14 protein-coding genes are annotated in these 15,811 nt (G+C 68.0%); 7 read left to right on the forward strand and 7 right to left on the reverse strand.

The genetic code is table 11. The annotated features are described in order from the left end of the window. The first annotated feature begins 56 nt into the window (after positions 1-56). The 3 genes from GDR74_RS13920 (at position 57) to GDR74_RS13930 (ending at position 3,027) form a co-directional block, all read left to right on the forward strand. Positions 57-1,064 (forward strand): mitochondrial fission ELM1 family protein, encoded by a 1,008-nt coding sequence (locus GDR74_RS13920; RefSeq protein ID WP_246179521.1) that lies wholly within the window; start codon positions 57-59, stop codon positions 1,062-1,064. After that, entirely contained in the window at positions 1,064-2,026 is a 963-nt protein-coding gene (gene trxB / locus GDR74_RS13925; RefSeq protein ID WP_152586865.1) for a thioredoxin-disulfide reductase, read from the forward strand. The genes GDR74_RS13920 and trxB overlap by 1 nt, the downstream gene beginning before the upstream one ends. A 110-nt stretch (positions 2,027-2,136) precedes the next feature. After that, positions 2,137-3,027, forward strand: a complete 891-nt coding sequence (locus GDR74_RS13930; protein ID WP_152586866.1) for a LysR family transcriptional regulator — start codon at positions 2,137-2,139, stop codon at positions 3,025-3,027. Between the two features lie 405 nt (positions 3,028-3,432). Here GDR74_RS13930 and GDR74_RS13935 read toward each other — a convergent pair whose 3' ends face one another. From GDR74_RS13935 to GDR74_RS13955, 5 genes are all read right to left on the reverse strand, one after another. Further along, positions 3,433-5,154, reverse strand: coding sequence for an AMP-binding protein (locus GDR74_RS13935; RefSeq protein WP_152586867.1), 1,722 nt, complete (start codon positions 5,152-5,154; stop codon positions 3,433-3,435). 230 nt (positions 5,155-5,384) lie between these two features. Beyond that, a complete protein-coding gene (locus GDR74_RS13940) occupies positions 5,385-7,424 on the reverse strand; it encodes an elongation factor G (protein ID WP_152586868.1) in 2,040 nt (679 codons plus the stop codon). Between the two features lie 164 nt (positions 7,425-7,588). Next, the gene (locus GDR74_RS13945) at positions 7,589-8,062 is read right to left on the reverse strand and encodes a DUF992 domain-containing protein (protein ID WP_152586869.1); all 474 of its coding nucleotides are present in this window, start codon (positions 8,060-8,062) and stop codon (positions 7,589-7,591) included. A gap of 124 nt (positions 8,063-8,186) precedes the next feature. Then, positions 8,187-8,489 carry a hypothetical protein gene (locus GDR74_RS13950; RefSeq protein WP_152586870.1) on the reverse strand — a complete coding sequence of 101 codons (303 nt, stop codon included), beginning with the start codon at positions 8,487-8,489 and terminating at the stop codon, positions 8,187-8,189. Continuing rightward, on the reverse strand, positions 8,486-9,688 hold the full coding sequence (locus tag GDR74_RS13955; protein ID WP_152586871.1) for a pyridoxal phosphate-dependent aminotransferase: 1,203 nt from the start codon (positions 9,686-9,688) through the stop codon (positions 8,486-8,488). The genes GDR74_RS13950 and GDR74_RS13955 overlap by 4 nt, the downstream gene beginning before the upstream one ends. Before the next feature lie 123 nt (positions 9,689-9,811). Here GDR74_RS13955 and GDR74_RS13960 point away from each other — a divergent pair, with 123 nt between their 5' ends. From GDR74_RS13960 to GDR74_RS13975, 4 genes are all read left to right on the forward strand, one after another. Then, positions 9,812-10,801, forward strand: a complete 990-nt coding sequence (locus tag GDR74_RS13960) for a Bug family tripartite tricarboxylate transporter substrate binding protein (protein WP_152586872.1) — start codon at positions 9,812-9,814, stop codon at positions 10,799-10,801. Between the two features lie 361 nt (positions 10,802-11,162). Beyond that, a complete protein-coding gene (locus tag GDR74_RS13965; RefSeq protein WP_152586873.1) occupies positions 11,163-11,357 on the forward strand; it encodes a hypothetical protein in 195 nt (64 codons plus the stop codon). Between the two features lie 82 nt (positions 11,358-11,439). Continuing rightward, complete coding sequence (locus GDR74_RS13970; RefSeq protein ID WP_152586874.1) at positions 11,440-12,576, forward strand: PQQ-dependent sugar dehydrogenase; 1,137 nt, start codon at positions 11,440-11,442, stop codon at positions 12,574-12,576. Between the two features lie 214 nt (positions 12,577-12,790). Then, positions 12,791-14,569 (forward strand): ABC transporter ATP-binding protein, encoded by a 1,779-nt coding sequence (locus tag GDR74_RS13975; RefSeq protein WP_152586875.1) that lies wholly within the window; start codon positions 12,791-12,793, stop codon positions 14,567-14,569. On the opposite strand, the gene GDR74_RS13980 is transcribed toward GDR74_RS13975, so the two are convergent. After that, a complete protein-coding gene (locus GDR74_RS13980) occupies positions 14,550-14,891 on the reverse strand; it encodes a DMT family protein (protein WP_152586876.1) in 342 nt (113 codons plus the stop codon). The two genes, GDR74_RS13975 and GDR74_RS13980, sit on opposite strands and share 20 nt — an antisense overlap. 107 nt (positions 14,892-14,998) lie before the next feature. Further along, a complete protein-coding gene (locus GDR74_RS13985; protein ID WP_152586877.1) occupies positions 14,999-15,799 on the reverse strand; it encodes a C13 family peptidase in 801 nt (266 codons plus the stop codon). Positions 15,800-15,811: the final 12 nt, after the last annotated feature.

Raw genomic sequence — 15,811 nt, forward strand, 5'->3', positions numbered from 1 at the left:
GCTGGCGATTAAGTCGCAACGAATCCCATGAACTCCACAGGCAGAAGGACCGAATCTTGCGCGAGGCCGGCCTCACCTCCTGGGTCCTGACCGACGGCAAGGCGGGCGACGAGATGCAGGCGCTCAGCGTCGCGGACGCCCTCGGCCTCGTCCCCGAGATCCGCCGCGTCCGCCCCCGCGCGCCCTTCAGCTGGCTGATGCCCTGGGGACCCATCGACCCCCGGGAGCGGCCGGGCGCCCACAACAGCCCGCTCGTGCCCCCCTTCCCGGACCTCCTCATCGGCTCGGGCCGGCGGGCCGTGCCCTATCTGCGCTTCGTGAAGCGGGCCAGCGGCGGGCGGACCTACACCGTGTTCCTGAAGGACCCCCGCACCGGGCCGGGGACGGCCGATTTCATCTGGGCGCCGAGCTACGACCGCATCCGCGGCCCGAACGTGCTCACCACCCTCACCCCGCCGCACCGGGTCTCGCCCGGGCGGCTCGCGGCGGCGAGAGCGCATCCCGATCCCCGCCTCGCGGGCCTGAAGCGGCCCCGAGTCGCCGTGCTGGTGGGCGGAAGCAGCCGCCACCACCGGTTCGAGGCGGAGGACTGCGCCCGCTTCGCGGCCCGCCTGGAGGCCCTCGCCGGAAGCGGCGCGGCCCTGATGATCACCGCCTCCCGACGGACGCCCCAGCGCCTCCGGGACGCCCTGGCCGATCTCGCGGACCGCCACGGCGGGTTCCTCTGGGACGGCAAGGGGGAGAACCCCTTCGTCGCCCTCCTCGCCCTCGCGGACGCGGTGGTGGTGACGGCGGATTCCTTCAACATGGTGGGCGAGGCTGCGGCCACCGGCGTGCCGCTCCTGGTCTACGAGCCGGCCGGGGGGCACCGGAAGCTCCGGGTCTTCCTCGATGCCCTGAGGGCGAAGGGAATTGTGCATGCCTTCGAGGGGCGGCTTGAAGGCGCCCCTTACGAACCGTTAGATTCGACACCCCTTGTCGCGCGCGCCATCGCAGAGGGCCTGGCGCGCCACCGCCATGCGCTCGGCCTGCCGGACGCGGCGCTTCCACTGGAGTTTCCCTGATGGCCCATACCCATGCCAAGCTCGTCATCGTCGGCTCCGGGCCCGCGGGCTACACGGCGGCGATCTATGCCGCCCGCGCCCTGCTGGAGCCCGTGCTGATCTCCGGGTTCCAGCCCGGCGGGCAGCTCATGATCACCACCGACGTGGAGAATTATCCCGGCTTCGCGGACGTGATCCAGGGCCCGTGGCTCATGGAGCAGATGCGCCTGCAGGCCGAGCATGTCGGGACGAAGATGGTGTCGGACCACATCGTCAAGGTGGACCTGGGCGCCCGTCCCTTCCGGCTGGAGGGGGATTCCGGCGACGTCTATACCTGCGATGCCCTGGTCATCGCCACGGGCGCCCAGGCGAAGTGGCTCGGCCTTCCCTCCGAGGCGCAGTTCCAGGGCTTCGGCGTCTCGGCCTGCGCCACCTGCGACGGCTTCTTCTTCCGGGGCAAGGAGGTGGTGGTGGTCGGCGGCGGCAACACCGCAGTCGAGGAGGCCCTCTACCTCTCCCATCTCGCCAGGAAGGTGACGGTGGTGCACCGGCGCGATTCCTTCCGCGCCGAGCGCATCCTGCAGGACCGCCTGTTCCGGCAGCCCAACGTGGAGGTGATCTGGAACGCGACCGTCGAGGAGATCTGCGGCACGACGGAGCCTCTCTCCGTCACCCACGTGAAGCTCCGCAACCTGGTCTCCGGCCAGGTGAGCGAGCACAGGACGGACGGGGTGTTCATCGCCATCGGCCACAAGCCGTCCACGGAGATCTTCGCCGGGCAGCTGGACATGAAGCCGGGCGGCTACCTCCTGACGAGGCCGGGTTCCACGGCGACCAACGTTCCGGGCGTCTTCGCCGCCGGCGACGTGGCGGACGACGTGTATCGCCAGGCGGTGACGGCGGCCGGGATGGGCTGCATGGCCGCCCTCGAAGCGGAGCGCTACCTCGCGGCCCTGGAGACGACCCAGCAGGCCGCTGAATGAATTCATAACAAGATTTGGTGAATCGTCGGCCGGAATTCCTATTGCCTCCGGCCGGCGGCGATAAGAGATAAGAAACCCGGCCGGGAGGGCCGGGACGCCAGGGGAACGCCGTGGACTGGGACAAGATCCGGATTTTCTATACGGTCGCCGAAGCGGGGAGCTTCACGCGGGCCGGCGACGATCTGGGCCTGAGCCAGTCGGCGGTGAGCCGCCAGATCAGCGCCCTGGAACGGGAGCTGAAGGCGCCCCTGTTCCACCGGCACGCCCGCGGCCTCATCCTCACCGAGCAGGGAGACCTGCTCTTCCGCGCCGCCCGCGACATGCGCATGCGGCTGGAGACCACCAAGGCCCGCCTCGTGGAGACGAGCGAGCGCCCCTCCGGCGTGCTCAAGGTGACCACCACGGTGGGCCTCGGCTCGATCTGGCTGGCGCAGCGCATCGCGGAATTCCTCGACCTTTACCCGGAGGTCCGGGTCGAGCTGATCCTCAACAACGAGGAGCTCGACCTCGCCATGCGCGAGGCGGACGTGGCGATCCGCCTGCGCCGCCCCGCCCAGCCGGACCTGATTCAGCGCCGTCTGTTCACCATCCACTTCCACGTCTATGCGTCGAACGACTACCTGAAGCGCTTCGGGGAGCCCAAGACCCTGGAGGACCTGGACAAGCACCGGATCGTCTCCTTCGGCGGGCAGGAGCCGTCCTACCTCATGTCGGTGCACTGGCTGTCCACGGCCGGCCGCGAGGGCAAGGAGCCGCGGCAGTACCACTACGTGGTCAACAACATCACCGCGCTCCGCTACGCGGTGGAGACGGGCGCCGGCATCGCCGTGCTGCCGGACTACGTGGTGGTCGGCAACCCGCACCTCACCCAGATCCTGCGGGACGTGGAGATGCCCTCCCTCGACAGCTACCTCGTCTATGCGGAGGAGATGCGCTCGGTGGCCCGCGTCCAGGCCTTCCGCGACTTCCTCATCAGCAAGGCCCAGCGCTGGACGTATTGAGCCCGCCTCCTCGGCGCCGATACAGGCCCGGTCTCCGGAGGATTCCGCCCGCCCAAGGCGGGAGCCGCCACGGACGCGGCAAAACCGCGGCCGCGGGAACGCCTGCGACCGCAAGGGCTTACGCCGGTTCGGCCCCGCCCGATTCCCGCCAAGCTGGATGGCTTGCCCGATTCTTGACGGCTTGACGGCAGGAGCCATGCATAGAATGCAGCCCTTTCATGAGGCATGCTGCATTGCAAAAGGGCGCTCTGCGGACGATATGAGCAGCGGCTGATTTCAACGCGGCACCGCTTCTTCCTCCCAGCGCTGCCGTGTCGGCCGTTCCCTCTGGAAGGTTTTCGACATTAGTCGGACCTCACTTTAGCCGGGCTTCGTGCCCGGCTTTTTTTTGCCCTCGGCGCCGGCTCAACCGGCTTTCGAGACCTCCTCCTTGAGGACGCGGCGCAGCACCTTCCCCACGTTCGACTTCGGCAGCGTCTCGCGGAATTCGATGCGGCGCGGGACCTTGTAGGCGGTGAGATTCTCCCGGGCGAACTCCCGCAGGGCCTCCGCCGTGAGGGAGGGATCCTTGCGCACCACGTAGGCCACGACGACCTCGCCGGAATGCTCGTCCGGCAGGCCGATCACCGCCGCCTCCATCACGCCCGGGTGCCGGGCGAGGACGTCCTCGACCTCGTTGGGATAGACGTTGAAGCCGGAGACCAGGATCATGTCCTTCATGCGGTCCACGATCTTCACCTGCCCGTCGGGCAGGAGCACGGCGACGTCCCCGGTGCGGAAGAACCCGTCCGAGGTCATCGCCTTCGCCGTCTCGTCCGGGCGCTTCCAGTAGCCCGCCATGACCTGCGGTCCCTTCACGCACAGCTCGCCCCGCTCGCCCGTCGGGACAGGCTGCCCCTCGGCGGAGCGGATCGAGACCAGCGTGGACGGCAGCGGATAGCCGATGGTGCCCGTGAACTCCTCGATGTCGAGCCGGTTGGCGCAGACCACGGGCGAGGTTTCGGAGAGGCCGTAGCCCTCGACGATGGGCTGGCCCGTCACTTCCTTCCACTTCTTCGCCACGGCCGCCTGGGTGGCCATGCCCCCGGAGACGGCGAAGACGAGCTGCGAGAAGTCCACCTTCTCGATTCCGGGCGCGTGTGCGAGCGCGTTGTAGAGGGTGTTCACGCCCGACATGAGGGTGATGCGCCGCGACTGCAGCGTCTTCACGAAACCGGCGATGTCGCGCGGGTTGGCGATGAGGAGCATGCAGCCCCCGATGCGGGCCATCAGCAGGGCGCAGACCGTCAGGCCGAAGATGTGGTAGAGCGGCAGCGCCGCCACCATGATGTGGTCGTCGCGCTCGCCGAAGAAGGGGCGCATCCACGCCTCGCATTGCAGCACGTTCGCCGCCACGTTGCGATGGAGCAGCACCGCGCCCTTGGCGACGCCGGTGGTGCCGCCGGTATATTGCAGGAAGGCGATGTCGTCGGGCGTGACGGCGACCGGCTCGAGCCGGCGCGCGGCGCCCTCGGACAGGACGGACCGGAAGGTCACGGCCTTGGGCAGTGAGAAGGGCTTCACACTCCTCTTCACGTAGCGCGAGACGAGGTTCACGACCGCGCCCTTCAGTCCGAGCAGATCGCCGGGCGTGACGAGGACGACGCGCTCCAGATGCGTCTCCGGAAGCGCCTCCTCCACGGTCGCGCCGAAGTTCTCGAGCACGAACAGGAACCGCGCGCCCGCATCGGACACCTGGTGGGCGAATTCGCGGGCGGTATAGAGCGGGTTGACGTTCACCACGGTGCCGCCCGCCAGGAGAATGCCGAACAGCACGGCCGGATAGGCCATCACGTTCGGCAGCATGATGGCGACGCGGTCGCCCTTGCGCAGGCCCTGCCCCTGGAGCCAGGAGGCCACCGCCTCCGCCGTGCGGCCGAGCTCGGCATAGGTCATCCGCTTGCCGAAGCTGTCGGCGGCGTTGCGCGTGCCGTAACGGGCGACGGCCTCGCGGAAGATGTCCACGAGGGTGCCGACCTTCGCCTCGTCGATGGTGGCCGGGATCTGCGCCGGATAGGCCTGCAGCCAGGGCTTCGTGAGGGCTGCGTCGGCGCTCGCCGGGGCGGGCGCCGGGGTCGTGGCGTTCATTCCTGTTTCCTCCGCTCGATATGCGGTTGCTTATGGGAGATGGCGTCTCCTCTGGAGGTAACTTGGCGTGGGAGGCGCTCTTTGTCGATGGGGGAACGGCTCCGCCTGGGGGCGGCGGCCCTGCGGCGGGAACGGCGTCCGGGGCCGTCACCGTCGAACGGGCCGGAGAGGATGGCGGAGAAGGACAGCGGAGGAGGATGGCCGGACGTCCGGCCATCCCTTGGCAGGGCTCAATGCGCCTTCTGCATGACGAGTTCGGCCGGGCGGCCGCTCAGTTCGGCCATGTGGTCGAAGCGGGTCGAGAAGGTGCCGACTCCCGAGGTGGCGGAGCGGAGCTCGACGATGAGGTCGCCGATCTCCGCCTCCGGGATCGTGGCGCTGATCACGTCCCATCCCGGCCAGCCGGGCTTGGAATCGTAGCCCAGGATCTGCCCCCGGCGGGAGGTGACGAGGCCGGTCGCCTTGGAGAGCGCCTCGCTCGGGATCGAGATCTCCACCGACAGCACGGGCTCCAGGAGCACGGGCTTGGCCTTCGGAAGGGCCTCGGCGAGCGCGAGCCTCGTGGCGGCCTGGAAGGCGGCGTCCGAGGAATCGACCGTGTGGTACGACCCGTCCGTCAGGGTCACCGCGAGGTCGACCACCGGGAAGCCCAGGGGCCCGCACCGGATCGCCTCCCGCGCGCCCGCCTCCACGGAGGGGATGTACTGGCGCGGCACGACCCCGCCGGTGATCTTGTCCTGGAACGCGAAGCCCTCCCCGCGCGGGAGCGGCCGGACCTCGATCATCACGTCGCCGAACTGGCCGTGGCCGCCGGTCTGCTTGCGGTGGCGGCCCCGCGCCGCAGCGGGCACGCGGATGGTCTCGCAGTAGGCGATCCGCGGCCTGGCCGTCTCGACGCCCACCTGGAAGCGGGAGGCGAGCTTCTCCACCGCGACGCGCAGATGCATCTCGCCCTGGCCGAGCAGGCGGATCTCCCCGATCTCGGGCCGGTTGTCGACGACGAGGGAAGGATCCTCCTCCGCGATCTTCGCGAGCGCGCCGGTGAGGCGCACGTCGTCCTTGCGGTCCTTCACGCGGATGGCGAGGGCATAGACGGGTTCCGGCGGCGCGATGGACAGGATCGCATCCGGCCGCGACTTGCCGGTGCTGAAGCAGTCCGCCGTCGCCAGCTCCTCCAGCCGCCCGAAGCCGAGCGTCTCCCCGGCCACCGCCGTGTCCTTGCGGGTCGAGGCGGCGCCGACGAGGGACAGGAGGCTGCCGATGCGGGACTCGCCGCCCCGGGAGCCGATCACCGTATCGCCCTCGTGAAACGCACCGCGCAGCACGCGGGCGACGGACATCTTGCCCCCCTGCCCCAGGTGAAGGGTCTTCACGATCTGCGCGAGGGGCGGCCCCTCCTCCGGCACGCCGAGCCGGGCGCGGGTCTCTTCCAGGCCGGGGGCCTCGTGGCGCAGGGCCTTGAGGAGGCGCGTCACGCCGTTGCCGCGCTCGGCCGAGCCGATGAAGACCGGCACCACGTGCTGCTCCCGCAGCTCCCGGGCCAGGTCGTCGAAGACCCGGTCGCGCGGAGGCTCGATCTCGGAGATCAGGTCCTCCATCAGGGCGTCGTCGTAATCGGCGAGGCGTTCCAGCATGGCGAAGCGGGCCTCGCGCTCGCGCAGGGTCTCGCCGTCCGGCATGTCGACGATCTCGCTCGGCGCATGCTCGCGATAGATGAAGGCGCGCTCCAGGGCGAGATCGATGAAGCCCACGGCGATGCCGTCCTTCCAGATCGGGATCTGGCGCAGCAGCAGCGGCGTGCGCGAGGCGCGCTGGAGCATGGCGAGGGTCTCCCGGACCCGCCGCGTCGCCGTGTCGATCTTGTTGATGAACAGGAAGCGGGGAATGCCCGCCTCCTCCAGCTCCCGCAGGATGATCTCGAGGGCGGGCACCTTGCGCTCATCCGCCTCGCAGACGACGACCGCCGCGTCGCAGACGGGGACGGCATTGCGCATCTCGTGCAGGAATTCGGTGGAGCCGGGGCAGTCCACGAAGGTCATGGTCTCCCCGAGGAACGACGCGGTCGCCACGTTGGGCTCGACGCTCATCGCATGGGCGCGGGCCTCCGGGCTCGCATCGCCGACGCTGTCGCCGGCGGTGACCCGGCCCGCTCGCCCGATCGTGCCCGTCCGCTCCAGGATCGCTTCGAGGAGGGTGGTCTTGCCGCTCTGGAACGGGCCGACGATGGCGATGCATCGCGGGCCCTTCGCTTCTCTGCCGTTGGGTGCCATGAGAGTCTCCTTCCCGCCCCCGTCAGCGCGCTCTTTCCGGCCGCATCGGCAGCGATGGTCTGCCTGTCGGAAGGAGTTGGCAAGGGATTTGTCGGAGGAGAGCCCTCACGGGAAAGGCCGGGCACGGGCCCGGCCTCTGAGAAGGAAGCCCGGTCGTTCAGGGGTCAGCGTCCCGGGCGCAGCTCCAGGTCGCCGACGCCGAGGGCGAAGTTGAGGCCGGTCTGGCCGCTCACGGAGAGGGGCTGGAGAGCGATGGAGCGGTTCGAGCCGCCGACCAGCACGTTGGCCCCGAGCCCGGCGCCCACCGTCGCCTCGGCGGTCGCCCCGACATAGGATCCCGCGAGCGAGCCCGGCACCGGCCGGCCCTCCGCGAAGACCGCCCAGGTGATGACGCCGCGCTGCGTGGCGCCCACGTCGAGCCCGAACTTGCGGATCACGCCCACATAGCGCTCGGCCGGGCCGCGGCGCGGCTTGAAGGTGCAGGCGGTGGCCTTCTGGGAGCCCAGGATGAGGCCGACCCCGCCCGACACGTTGCAGGTCAGGACTCCCGCGCGGACGCGGTTCTGGGCCTGCGCCTCCCCGATCCCGGTCGACGCGACCAGCGCCAGGGCAGCGACGGTTGTGGCGGCGCGAAGCATGACGATCTCCTTGAAAGCTTGGCTTTGGCAGGCGGTCAACGGCTCACAAGGAACGATGTTCCATCGCGGAGGAGGGAAATCCTGGGGAATGGGACGCCGACAGGCGTACCTCGCGCGCACGGCATCAGGCGGCCGGCATCCGGGCCGGTTCGGCGTCGTCGTGCTCGCCCCGCCGGACGACGCGCATCGCCGTGATCGTCACGGGGCCCGCGCGCAGGAGGTTCATGGCCGAGACGATCATCTCGGCGAGACGCTCGGGGGCGACGCCGTCGCCCGCGATGTCCAGAAGAAAATCCTTCGCCTCCACATAACCGCCATTGGTGAAGTCGACGCGTGCGTCGAACTTCACCCGGTGCGTGGAGGCGGGATTGGCCCGGTAGGGAGCCGCCCCGGGATCCGGATGGAACGTCCGGGGCAGGCCGCTCACCGCAGCGCCCCGCAGAAGCGCTGGATGCGGTTGCAGGCTTCCTCCAGCGCCGCGTTGGAGGTGGCGTAGGAGATGCGGAAGTTCGGACCGAGGCCGAAGGCCGAGCCGTGCACCGCCGCGACGCCCTCCGACTCCAGGAGTTCCGACACGAAGTCCTCATCCGTCCGGATGACCTTGCCCGAGGGCGCGGTCTTGCCGATGGCCTCGGCGCAGGACGGATAGACGTAGAAGGCGCCCTCCGGGGTCGGGCACTTCAGGTACTTGGTCTGGTTGAGCATGGACACGACGAGGTCGCGGCGCTCCTCGAAGGCCCTCTTGAACCGCGGCAGGTGGTCCTGCGGGCCGTCGAGGGCCTCCACCGCCGCCCACTGGGAGATCGAGCAGGCGCCGGAGGTCTGCTGGCCCTGCACGAAATCCATGGCCTTGATCAGGTGCTCCGGCCCGCCCGCATAGCCGATGCGCCAGCCGGTCATGGCATAGGCCTTCGAGACGCCGTTCATGGTGAGCGTCCGGTCATAGAGGTTCGGCTCGACCTGCGCCGGCGTCACGAACTCGAAGTCGCCGTAGGTGAGGTGCTCGTACATGTCGTCGGTCAGCACCCACACGTGCGGATGGCGCACGAGCACGTCGGTGATCGCCTTCATCTCGTCCCAGGTATAGGCGGCGCCGGTCGGGTTGGAGGGCGAGTTGAGGATGACCCACTTGGTCTTCGGCGTGATGGCGCGCTCGAGCGGCTCCGGCTGGAGCTTGAAGTTGTGCTCCATGGTGCAGTCGACGAAGACCGGCTTGCCGCCGCACAGGCCCACCATCTCGGGGTAGGACACCCAGTAGGGCGCCGGGATGATCACCTCGTCGCCCGGGTTCAGGGTGGCGAGCAGGGCGTTGTAGATCACCTGCTTGCCGCCGGTGCCCACGATGGTCTGCGAAGGCTTGTAGTCGAGGCCGTTCTCGCGCTTGAACTTGCGGGAGATGGCCTCGCGAAGGGGGACGATGCCGGAAACGGGGGTGTACTTGGTCTCGCCCCGGCGGATCGCCGCGATGGCCGCTTCCTTGATGTTGTCCGGCGTGTCGAAATCGGGCTCGCCGACGGACAGGCTGATCACGTCCCGGCCCTGAGCTTTCAGATCCCGCGCCTTCTGCGTGATGACGATGGTCGCAGACGGCTTGATGCGCGAAAGGGCGTCAGACAAAAAGCCCATGGGAATCCTCCGATCGGGGCATTAGAAGGGACCGTGTGACGGCGGCGGACCCTAGTCCGCATGAGCCGCCCGATCAAGCGAAACAGCCCGCCTGCCGCGGCTTTTTGAGGAGACTCCCCGCCGATGAACCTTTCCCTCACCCGCCGCCTGGCGCTCGGCCTGCTTGCCGGCGCCGCGCTCGTGGCCTCTCCCGCCCTGGCCCAGGATTTTCCCACCCGCGTCATCAAGATGGTCGTCCCCTACCCGGCGGGCGGGCCGACGGATGTGATCGCCCGGATCGTGGCGGAGGAGATGGGCAAGGACCTCGGCCAGAACGTGATCGTCGAGAACCTGGCGGGCGCCTCCGGCGCCGTCGGCACCCGTGCCGTGGCCCGCGCCGAGCCCGACGGCTACACCATCGTCTTCGGGAACAACCAGACCCACGGGAACAACATGTTCCTGCTCAAGGACCCCGGCTACGACGCGGTCAAGGACTTCGCGCCGCTCGCCGGCGCGGGCGCGTTCGAGCATGTCTTCGTGGTCAGCAACGACCTGCCCGTGAAGACGATCCCCGAGCTGATCGCCCTCGCCAAGAAGGAGCCCGGCAAGCTCAACTACGGCTCCACCGGCGTCGGCTCGGGGTCGCACCTCGCCACCGAGCTCTTCATGACCCGTACGGGCATCAAGATGACCCATGTGCCCTTCCGCGGCGCGGCGCCCCTGGTGACGGAGCTGATGGCCGGACGCATCGACGTGTCGAACTCGACCCTGCCGAGCGTCCTCGCCCAGTTCCAGGCCGGCCAGATGCGCGCCATCGGAATCGCGAGCCCGAAGCGGAACCCCCAGGCGCCGGACGTGCCGACCCTGCGGGAGCAGGGCGTGACCGACGCGGACGCGGAATCCTGGGCCGCCTTCTTCGCGCCCGCGAAAACGCCGCAGCCCGTTCTCGACAAGCTGTCGAAGACCATCATCGCGATCCTCAACAAGCCCGACGTGAAGGAGCGCATCACCAAGCTCGGCTTCACCCTCAACGTGCGCGATCCGGAGGCCTTCAAGCCCTATCTCGCCAAGGAGATCCAGACCTGGGCCGACGTGATCAAGGCCGCGAACATCAAGACGGTCGAAGGGAACTGACCCTCGAGGCCTCCCACCGCCGAACCGATGATGGCCGGGCCTGCCCGGCCATTTTCGTCGGGCCGCCGACGAATCTGAAAAGCCCATGACCGCTGGGGAAGCAGGAGGGAACGCGGCGGCAGCCGTTGCGCCATGTTCCGAACCGCCGGCGTTCATGGGTTCCGGACCCGGCCCAAGGGCCGTTCGGGAATGACGGCGGAGGGCGCTTCGCACCGACTCGACCAGTGCCCGAAAGGTTAACGATTCGTTAATACTTGCACTTGGCCGACTTCTTGGAAGCGATCTTTCGGGTAATGCCTGGAACTTTCCCGATTTGCACAGGTTTTTCCGGCAACGAGTGTGAAGTACCTGGGGATATGCCATGCATGCCACCCGCCGGACCCATACCTACCACGTCGCGTCCCGCGCCCCTCGCCTCGACCCGCGGCAGCAGAGCCGGTTCTCCCTCGCCCTCGTGATGCTGATGGGCCTCGCCACGCTCTCGGTTCTCGCGACCACGACCCAGGCCCTTTCGGACCATCGCTCGACCGTCGGCGCGGCCTTCGCGCTCCGATGACGCGGGCGTGAACGGCGGGCCGGTTGACGGGCCGCAGCAAACGGCTAGCTCTCCGCCCTGTTCGGCCGACGGAGAGATTCCCATGACCCGCCTTCGCCCCCTCCTCGCTCTCGCCCTGGCACTCGCCGCCGCTCCGGCCTCCGCCCAGGACACCCAGCGCCTGCGCACCGACAAGGCGGAGGTGATCGTCGAGACCGTGGCCCGGCGCCTGGACCATCCGTGGAGCCTCGCCTTCCTGCCGGACGGGCGCATGCTGGTGACGGAGCGGCCCGGCCGCCTGCGCATCGTCTCCCAGGACGGAGAGCTCTCCGAGCCGGTCAGGGGGTTGCCGCCCGTCGCCGCCCGCGGCCAGGGCGGGCTTCTCGACGTGGCCCTCGATCCGGACTTTGCGCGCAACCGCCTGCTCTATCTCAGCTTCGCCGAGGACCGGGGCGAAGGCCGCGCCGGCACGAGCGTCCTGCGCGCCCGCCTGAACGAGGCGGGAACGGAACTCGCGGATTCCCGGATCGTTTTCCGGCAGGAGCCCGCCCATACCGGCGGCAACCATTTCGGCTCGCGCCTCGTCTTCGACCGGAACGGCAATCTCTTCGTGACGGTCGGAGACCGGTTCGACCTGCGCGACCAGGCGCAGAACCCCGGCAACCACCTGGGCAAGATCATCCACATCCGCCCGGACGGCGGGCCCGCCCCGGACAACCCCTTCCTCGGCCGCGACGGCACGCGCCCGGAGATCTGGTCCATCGGCCACCGCAACGTGCAGGGAGCCGCCCTCAACCCGGCCACGGGGGAGCTCTGGACCGCCGAGCACGGCGCCCGCGGGGGCGACGAGATCAACATCCCCCGGAAGGGAAGAAACTACGGCTGGCCGGTCATCACCTACGGCGTCGACTATTCCGGGGCGAAGATCGGCGAGGGCACGAAGAAGGCCGGCATGGAACAGCCCGTCTACTACTGGGACCCTTCGATCGCCCCCTCGGGAATGGCTTTCTACACGGGCGACAAGTTCCCGGCCTGGCGCGGCAGCGTCCTCGTCGGGGCGCTCGCGGGCAAGCTCGTGTCGCGGCTCGAGACGAACGGCGACAGGATCGCGGGCGAGGAACGCATGCTCCGCCAGCTCGGCGAGCGCATCCGCGACGTCCGCCAGGGCCCGGACGGCTACGTCTACCTGCTGACGGACTCGAGCCAGGGCCGCATCCTGCGGGTGCGGCCGGCCGATTGAGAGGCCGGAGCATATCCGGAAATCGGGGAAAGCCGTCCGCACCTGCGGCCTGGGCCATGATGCGAGCAAGCAGTTCGGTTTGCGCTCCATTCCAAGTCCTGCCGAATTTCTTCGGTCCATTCCCTTGAAACGGACATTACTTTATAATGTCTCGCTAAGGCAGCAGCCCTGCCGCATGACCATATCGTAAACGCTGTGGAAGAAATGGGCGGTCATGAGAATAGCATCGCCCCCAGAAGATCCGCCTGAGAGGCATCTTCTAGTCTCGAAGCACCGCGCGCGCTGGGATGCGGGCAGGTGGCTTCTGCGGGAAGCCGTCACCGGGATTCCATCTGGAACACGCCTCCGCTTTTTCGCGACGACCGTCCTGGCGCTCACGGTCTCCGGTCTGCTTGTGTTGGCGCCCATCCTGTTCTCGTCTGCCGTCGATGCCTTGGCCGAGAGGCAAGCGGCTTCGGATGCACTCACCCGCGTCGCTGGATCGATTGTCCTGTTTGGGTGCGCGAAGCTCCTCATTGAGCAGAGATGGTTCGTCTATCAGCCTGCAGAGAACTGCTTTCTCAATGCGGTTCGGCGCCTGTACTTGCAGCACATCCTATCCCTTCCTGCAGGGTTTCACGCCAATCGCTCTATAGGGAAGCTGGACTTGATCGTGGGACGGGGAATTGGAGGCCTGCAAAGCCTTTCGTCGACGATCTTCACGCAGGTCGCCCCCCTCATCTTTGAAACCCTTGCCACGATCCTTGCTGCCATAGTCTTTTTGTCGCCGGACATGGCTGCCGTGCTCGCAGCCACGGTCGCCACTCATCTACTAATACTTGTTTATGGCGCAGAGCACGTCAGCCGCAGATTCCGCACGGCGCTCAACACGTCCATTGCAGCACAGGGCGAAGCGGGGGACGCAATCCTGAATGCCGAGGGCGTAAAGGCTCTGGCGATAGAAGATGTGATCGTCGGGCGCTACGACAAGGCCCTCCAGGCATCGCATGGAGCCTTTCGAGCCTTTTATGAGGCTCGCGGCAATTTCGGGCTCTTTCTCTCCGGTATCCTCGTCACAGGCTTTGCCGCCGCTCTTGGGCTCACGACAACGAAAGTTCTGAAAGGAGAACTCTCCGTCGGCGATTTGGTGCTGACCAACACCTACCTGCTCCAGCTCTTCCGTTCAATCGAGAGCTTCAGCTTCTCCTACAGGGACGCTCGTCAATCGTTTACCGCCTTTACTCGCTTCGTCGATCTTTTCACCGAACCGGCAGAAAATGATCGTGGCAAGCTTAAGGTCCCATCTCCCATCGAGCGCATCAGCGTTAAGGAGGTAGGTTTTACGTACCCGGATGGCCGCCGCGCCCTGCAACCCACATCCCTGAACATAGAACGTGGAAAAATCACAGCGCTCCTCGGTGAATCGGGAAGCGGAAAATCAACCCTCGCCCGCCTTCTCTTGAAGCTTTACCCGGTCTCCGAAGGCTCGATCACGATAAACGGCATTCCTCTTTCAGAGATCGACGCACGCGACCTGCGCCGCGATACAGCTATCGTGCCGCAGGACGCAATCATGTTCAAGGCAAGCCTCGCCTTCAATATTGCCCTGTCCGACAGGCCGGATCCTGAGCGATTGCGGCAATCGATCGAAGCCGCACGACTTTCCAACCTCGTGCAGCGCCTTGCCGAAGGCATCGAGACCGAGATCGGCGAAAGAGGCCTCAAGCTCTCCGGCGGCGAGCGCCAGAGGGTTGCCATTGCCCGGGCGCTTTATCGCAATCCACAGGTCCTCATTCTCGATGAGGCAACGTCGGCTCTGGACGAGATCACACGCGATGAGCTTCTCGCCACGATAAGCGATTTGGCGCACAGCTATGCGACCCTAGTTGTCACTCACGATCCAGCCGTGGCAGCAATGGCCGATCATGTCGTCCGAATGGCTCCGCCTGCTTCAAGTGGGTCGAGCCAAGCTAAGTTCTCGATAGCGATTGAGCCTACCCGCCCCGGAAGATGAAGGCGGCGCCGGCGGCGATCAGGGCGAAGCCGACCAGGTGGTTCCAGCCGAGCGGCTCCTTCAGGTAGAGCACGGAGAAGCCGGCGAACACGGCGAGGGTGATCACCTCCTGCATGGTCTTCAGCTCCGCCGCCGAGTAGACCGTGGAGCCGATCCGGTTCGCCGGCACCGCGAACCAGTATTCGAGGAACGCAATGGCCCAGCTCGCGACCACCGCGAGCCACAGGGGCGACGCCTTGAACTTCAGGTGGCCGTACCAGGCGAACGTCATGAAGACGTTCGAGGCGCACAGCATCACGACGGGGGCGACATGAGGGTTCATGGGCGCTCGCGGAAAGAATGGACGGAAGGCCCTGCCCTATTCCACCCGCAGGCCCTGTCAAGGGCGGGACAACGGGGCAGGAGAACGGCGACGGGAGAACGGGCGGGTCAGCAGACCCGCCGCGGCTGGGCCAGGGCGCAGCGGGCCGTGAGCCGCGCGAGCACATGCTCGCCGCCAGCGATCTGCGGGCGGGACGGCTCGAACCCTTCCCGCCTCTCGCGGTCCGAGACGAGGCGCCGCGCCCGGTCGAAGGCCGCGTCGAGACGCGGGTCGCTGCGCAGGGCCCTGTTGAAGAAGGCATCCCCGAAATAGGTCCAGGCCGCCCCGTCCCGGCAGCCGAAGGAGGACCGGTCCTCCGCCGCGGCGGTGATGACGAGGGTGCGCTCGTCCGCGAGCGCCTTGGCGAAGATGCCGGAATAGCAGGCGGACACGATCACCACGCGGTTGCGGGCCTTCGCCCGTTCCAGGAGGCCCCGGACGAGACCGGGCGTCATCACGCCCTCCACGCGCCGGGAGACGAGGCCGATGCCCTGCGGCCCGCCATGGGAGGTCAGCACGAGGACGAGGACGTCCTCCTCCGGGTCGAGGGCCCGGCCGACCGCCTCCGCGGCGGCGAAGAGCGCCTGCGGCGTCGCGTCGGAGCGGCGCTTCGTGTTGGAGAGGACGATGGTGCGCCCCGCCGTGCCGAGCTGCCGCTCGAGGATGCGGGCCGCGCCCTTCGCCTCGCTCTCGAAGACGCTCTGCGGCCCCCACAGGCCGAAGGACAGGATGTACACGTCCATCTGCCCGGGACGATGGGGCTCGACCCGGAAGGCCCCGGAGCGCGGGGCCGGCTGGCTCCAGGCGCCTCCGGGAAGGCCGAGGCCCAGCGCCAGGCCGAGCAGGACGAGGGCGAGAATGCGGCGCATGGCGCTCTCCTG

This window comes from Microvirga thermotolerans, assembly GCF_009363855.1.
Classification (GTDB): domain Bacteria; phylum Pseudomonadota; class Alphaproteobacteria; order Rhizobiales; family Beijerinckiaceae; genus Microvirga; species Microvirga thermotolerans.

Excerpts from the sequence above, each read along its gene's own strand:
- GDR74_RS13975 (WP_152586875.1), top strand. The coding sequence starts at position 12,791 with ATGAGAATAGCATCGCCCCCAGAAGATCCGCCTGAGAGGCATCTTCTA.
- GDR74_RS13955 (WP_152586871.1), bottom strand. The coding sequence starts at position 9,688 with ATGGGCTTTTTGTCTGACGCCCTTTCGCGCATCAAGCCGTCTGCGACC.
- GDR74_RS13965 (WP_152586873.1), top strand. The coding sequence starts at position 11,163 with ATGCATGCCACCCGCCGGACCCATACCTACCACGTCGCGTCCCGCGCC.
- GDR74_RS13980 (WP_152586876.1), bottom strand. The coding sequence starts at position 14,891 with ATGAACCCTCATGTCGCCCCCGTCGTGATGCTGTGCGCCTCGAACGTC.
- GDR74_RS13935 (WP_152586867.1), bottom strand. The coding sequence starts at position 5,154 with ATGAACGCCACGACCCCGGCGCCCGCCCCGGCGAGCGCCGACGCAGCC.
- trxB (WP_152586865.1), top strand. The coding sequence starts at position 1,064 with ATGGCCCATACCCATGCCAAGCTCGTCATCGTCGGCTCCGGGCCCGCG.
- GDR74_RS13945 (WP_152586869.1), bottom strand. The coding sequence starts at position 8,062 with ATGCTTCGCGCCGCCACAACCGTCGCTGCCCTGGCGCTGGTCGCGTCG.
- GDR74_RS13985 (WP_152586877.1), bottom strand. The coding sequence starts at position 15,799 with ATGCGCCGCATTCTCGCCCTCGTCCTGCTCGGCCTGGCGCTGGGCCTC.
- GDR74_RS13970 (WP_152586874.1), top strand. The coding sequence starts at position 11,440 with ATGACCCGCCTTCGCCCCCTCCTCGCTCTCGCCCTGGCACTCGCCGCC.
- GDR74_RS13940 (WP_152586868.1), bottom strand. The coding sequence starts at position 7,424 with ATGGCACCCAACGGCAGAGAAGCGAAGGGCCCGCGATGCATCGCCATC.
- GDR74_RS13960 (WP_152586872.1), top strand. The coding sequence starts at position 9,812 with ATGAACCTTTCCCTCACCCGCCGCCTGGCGCTCGGCCTGCTTGCCGGC.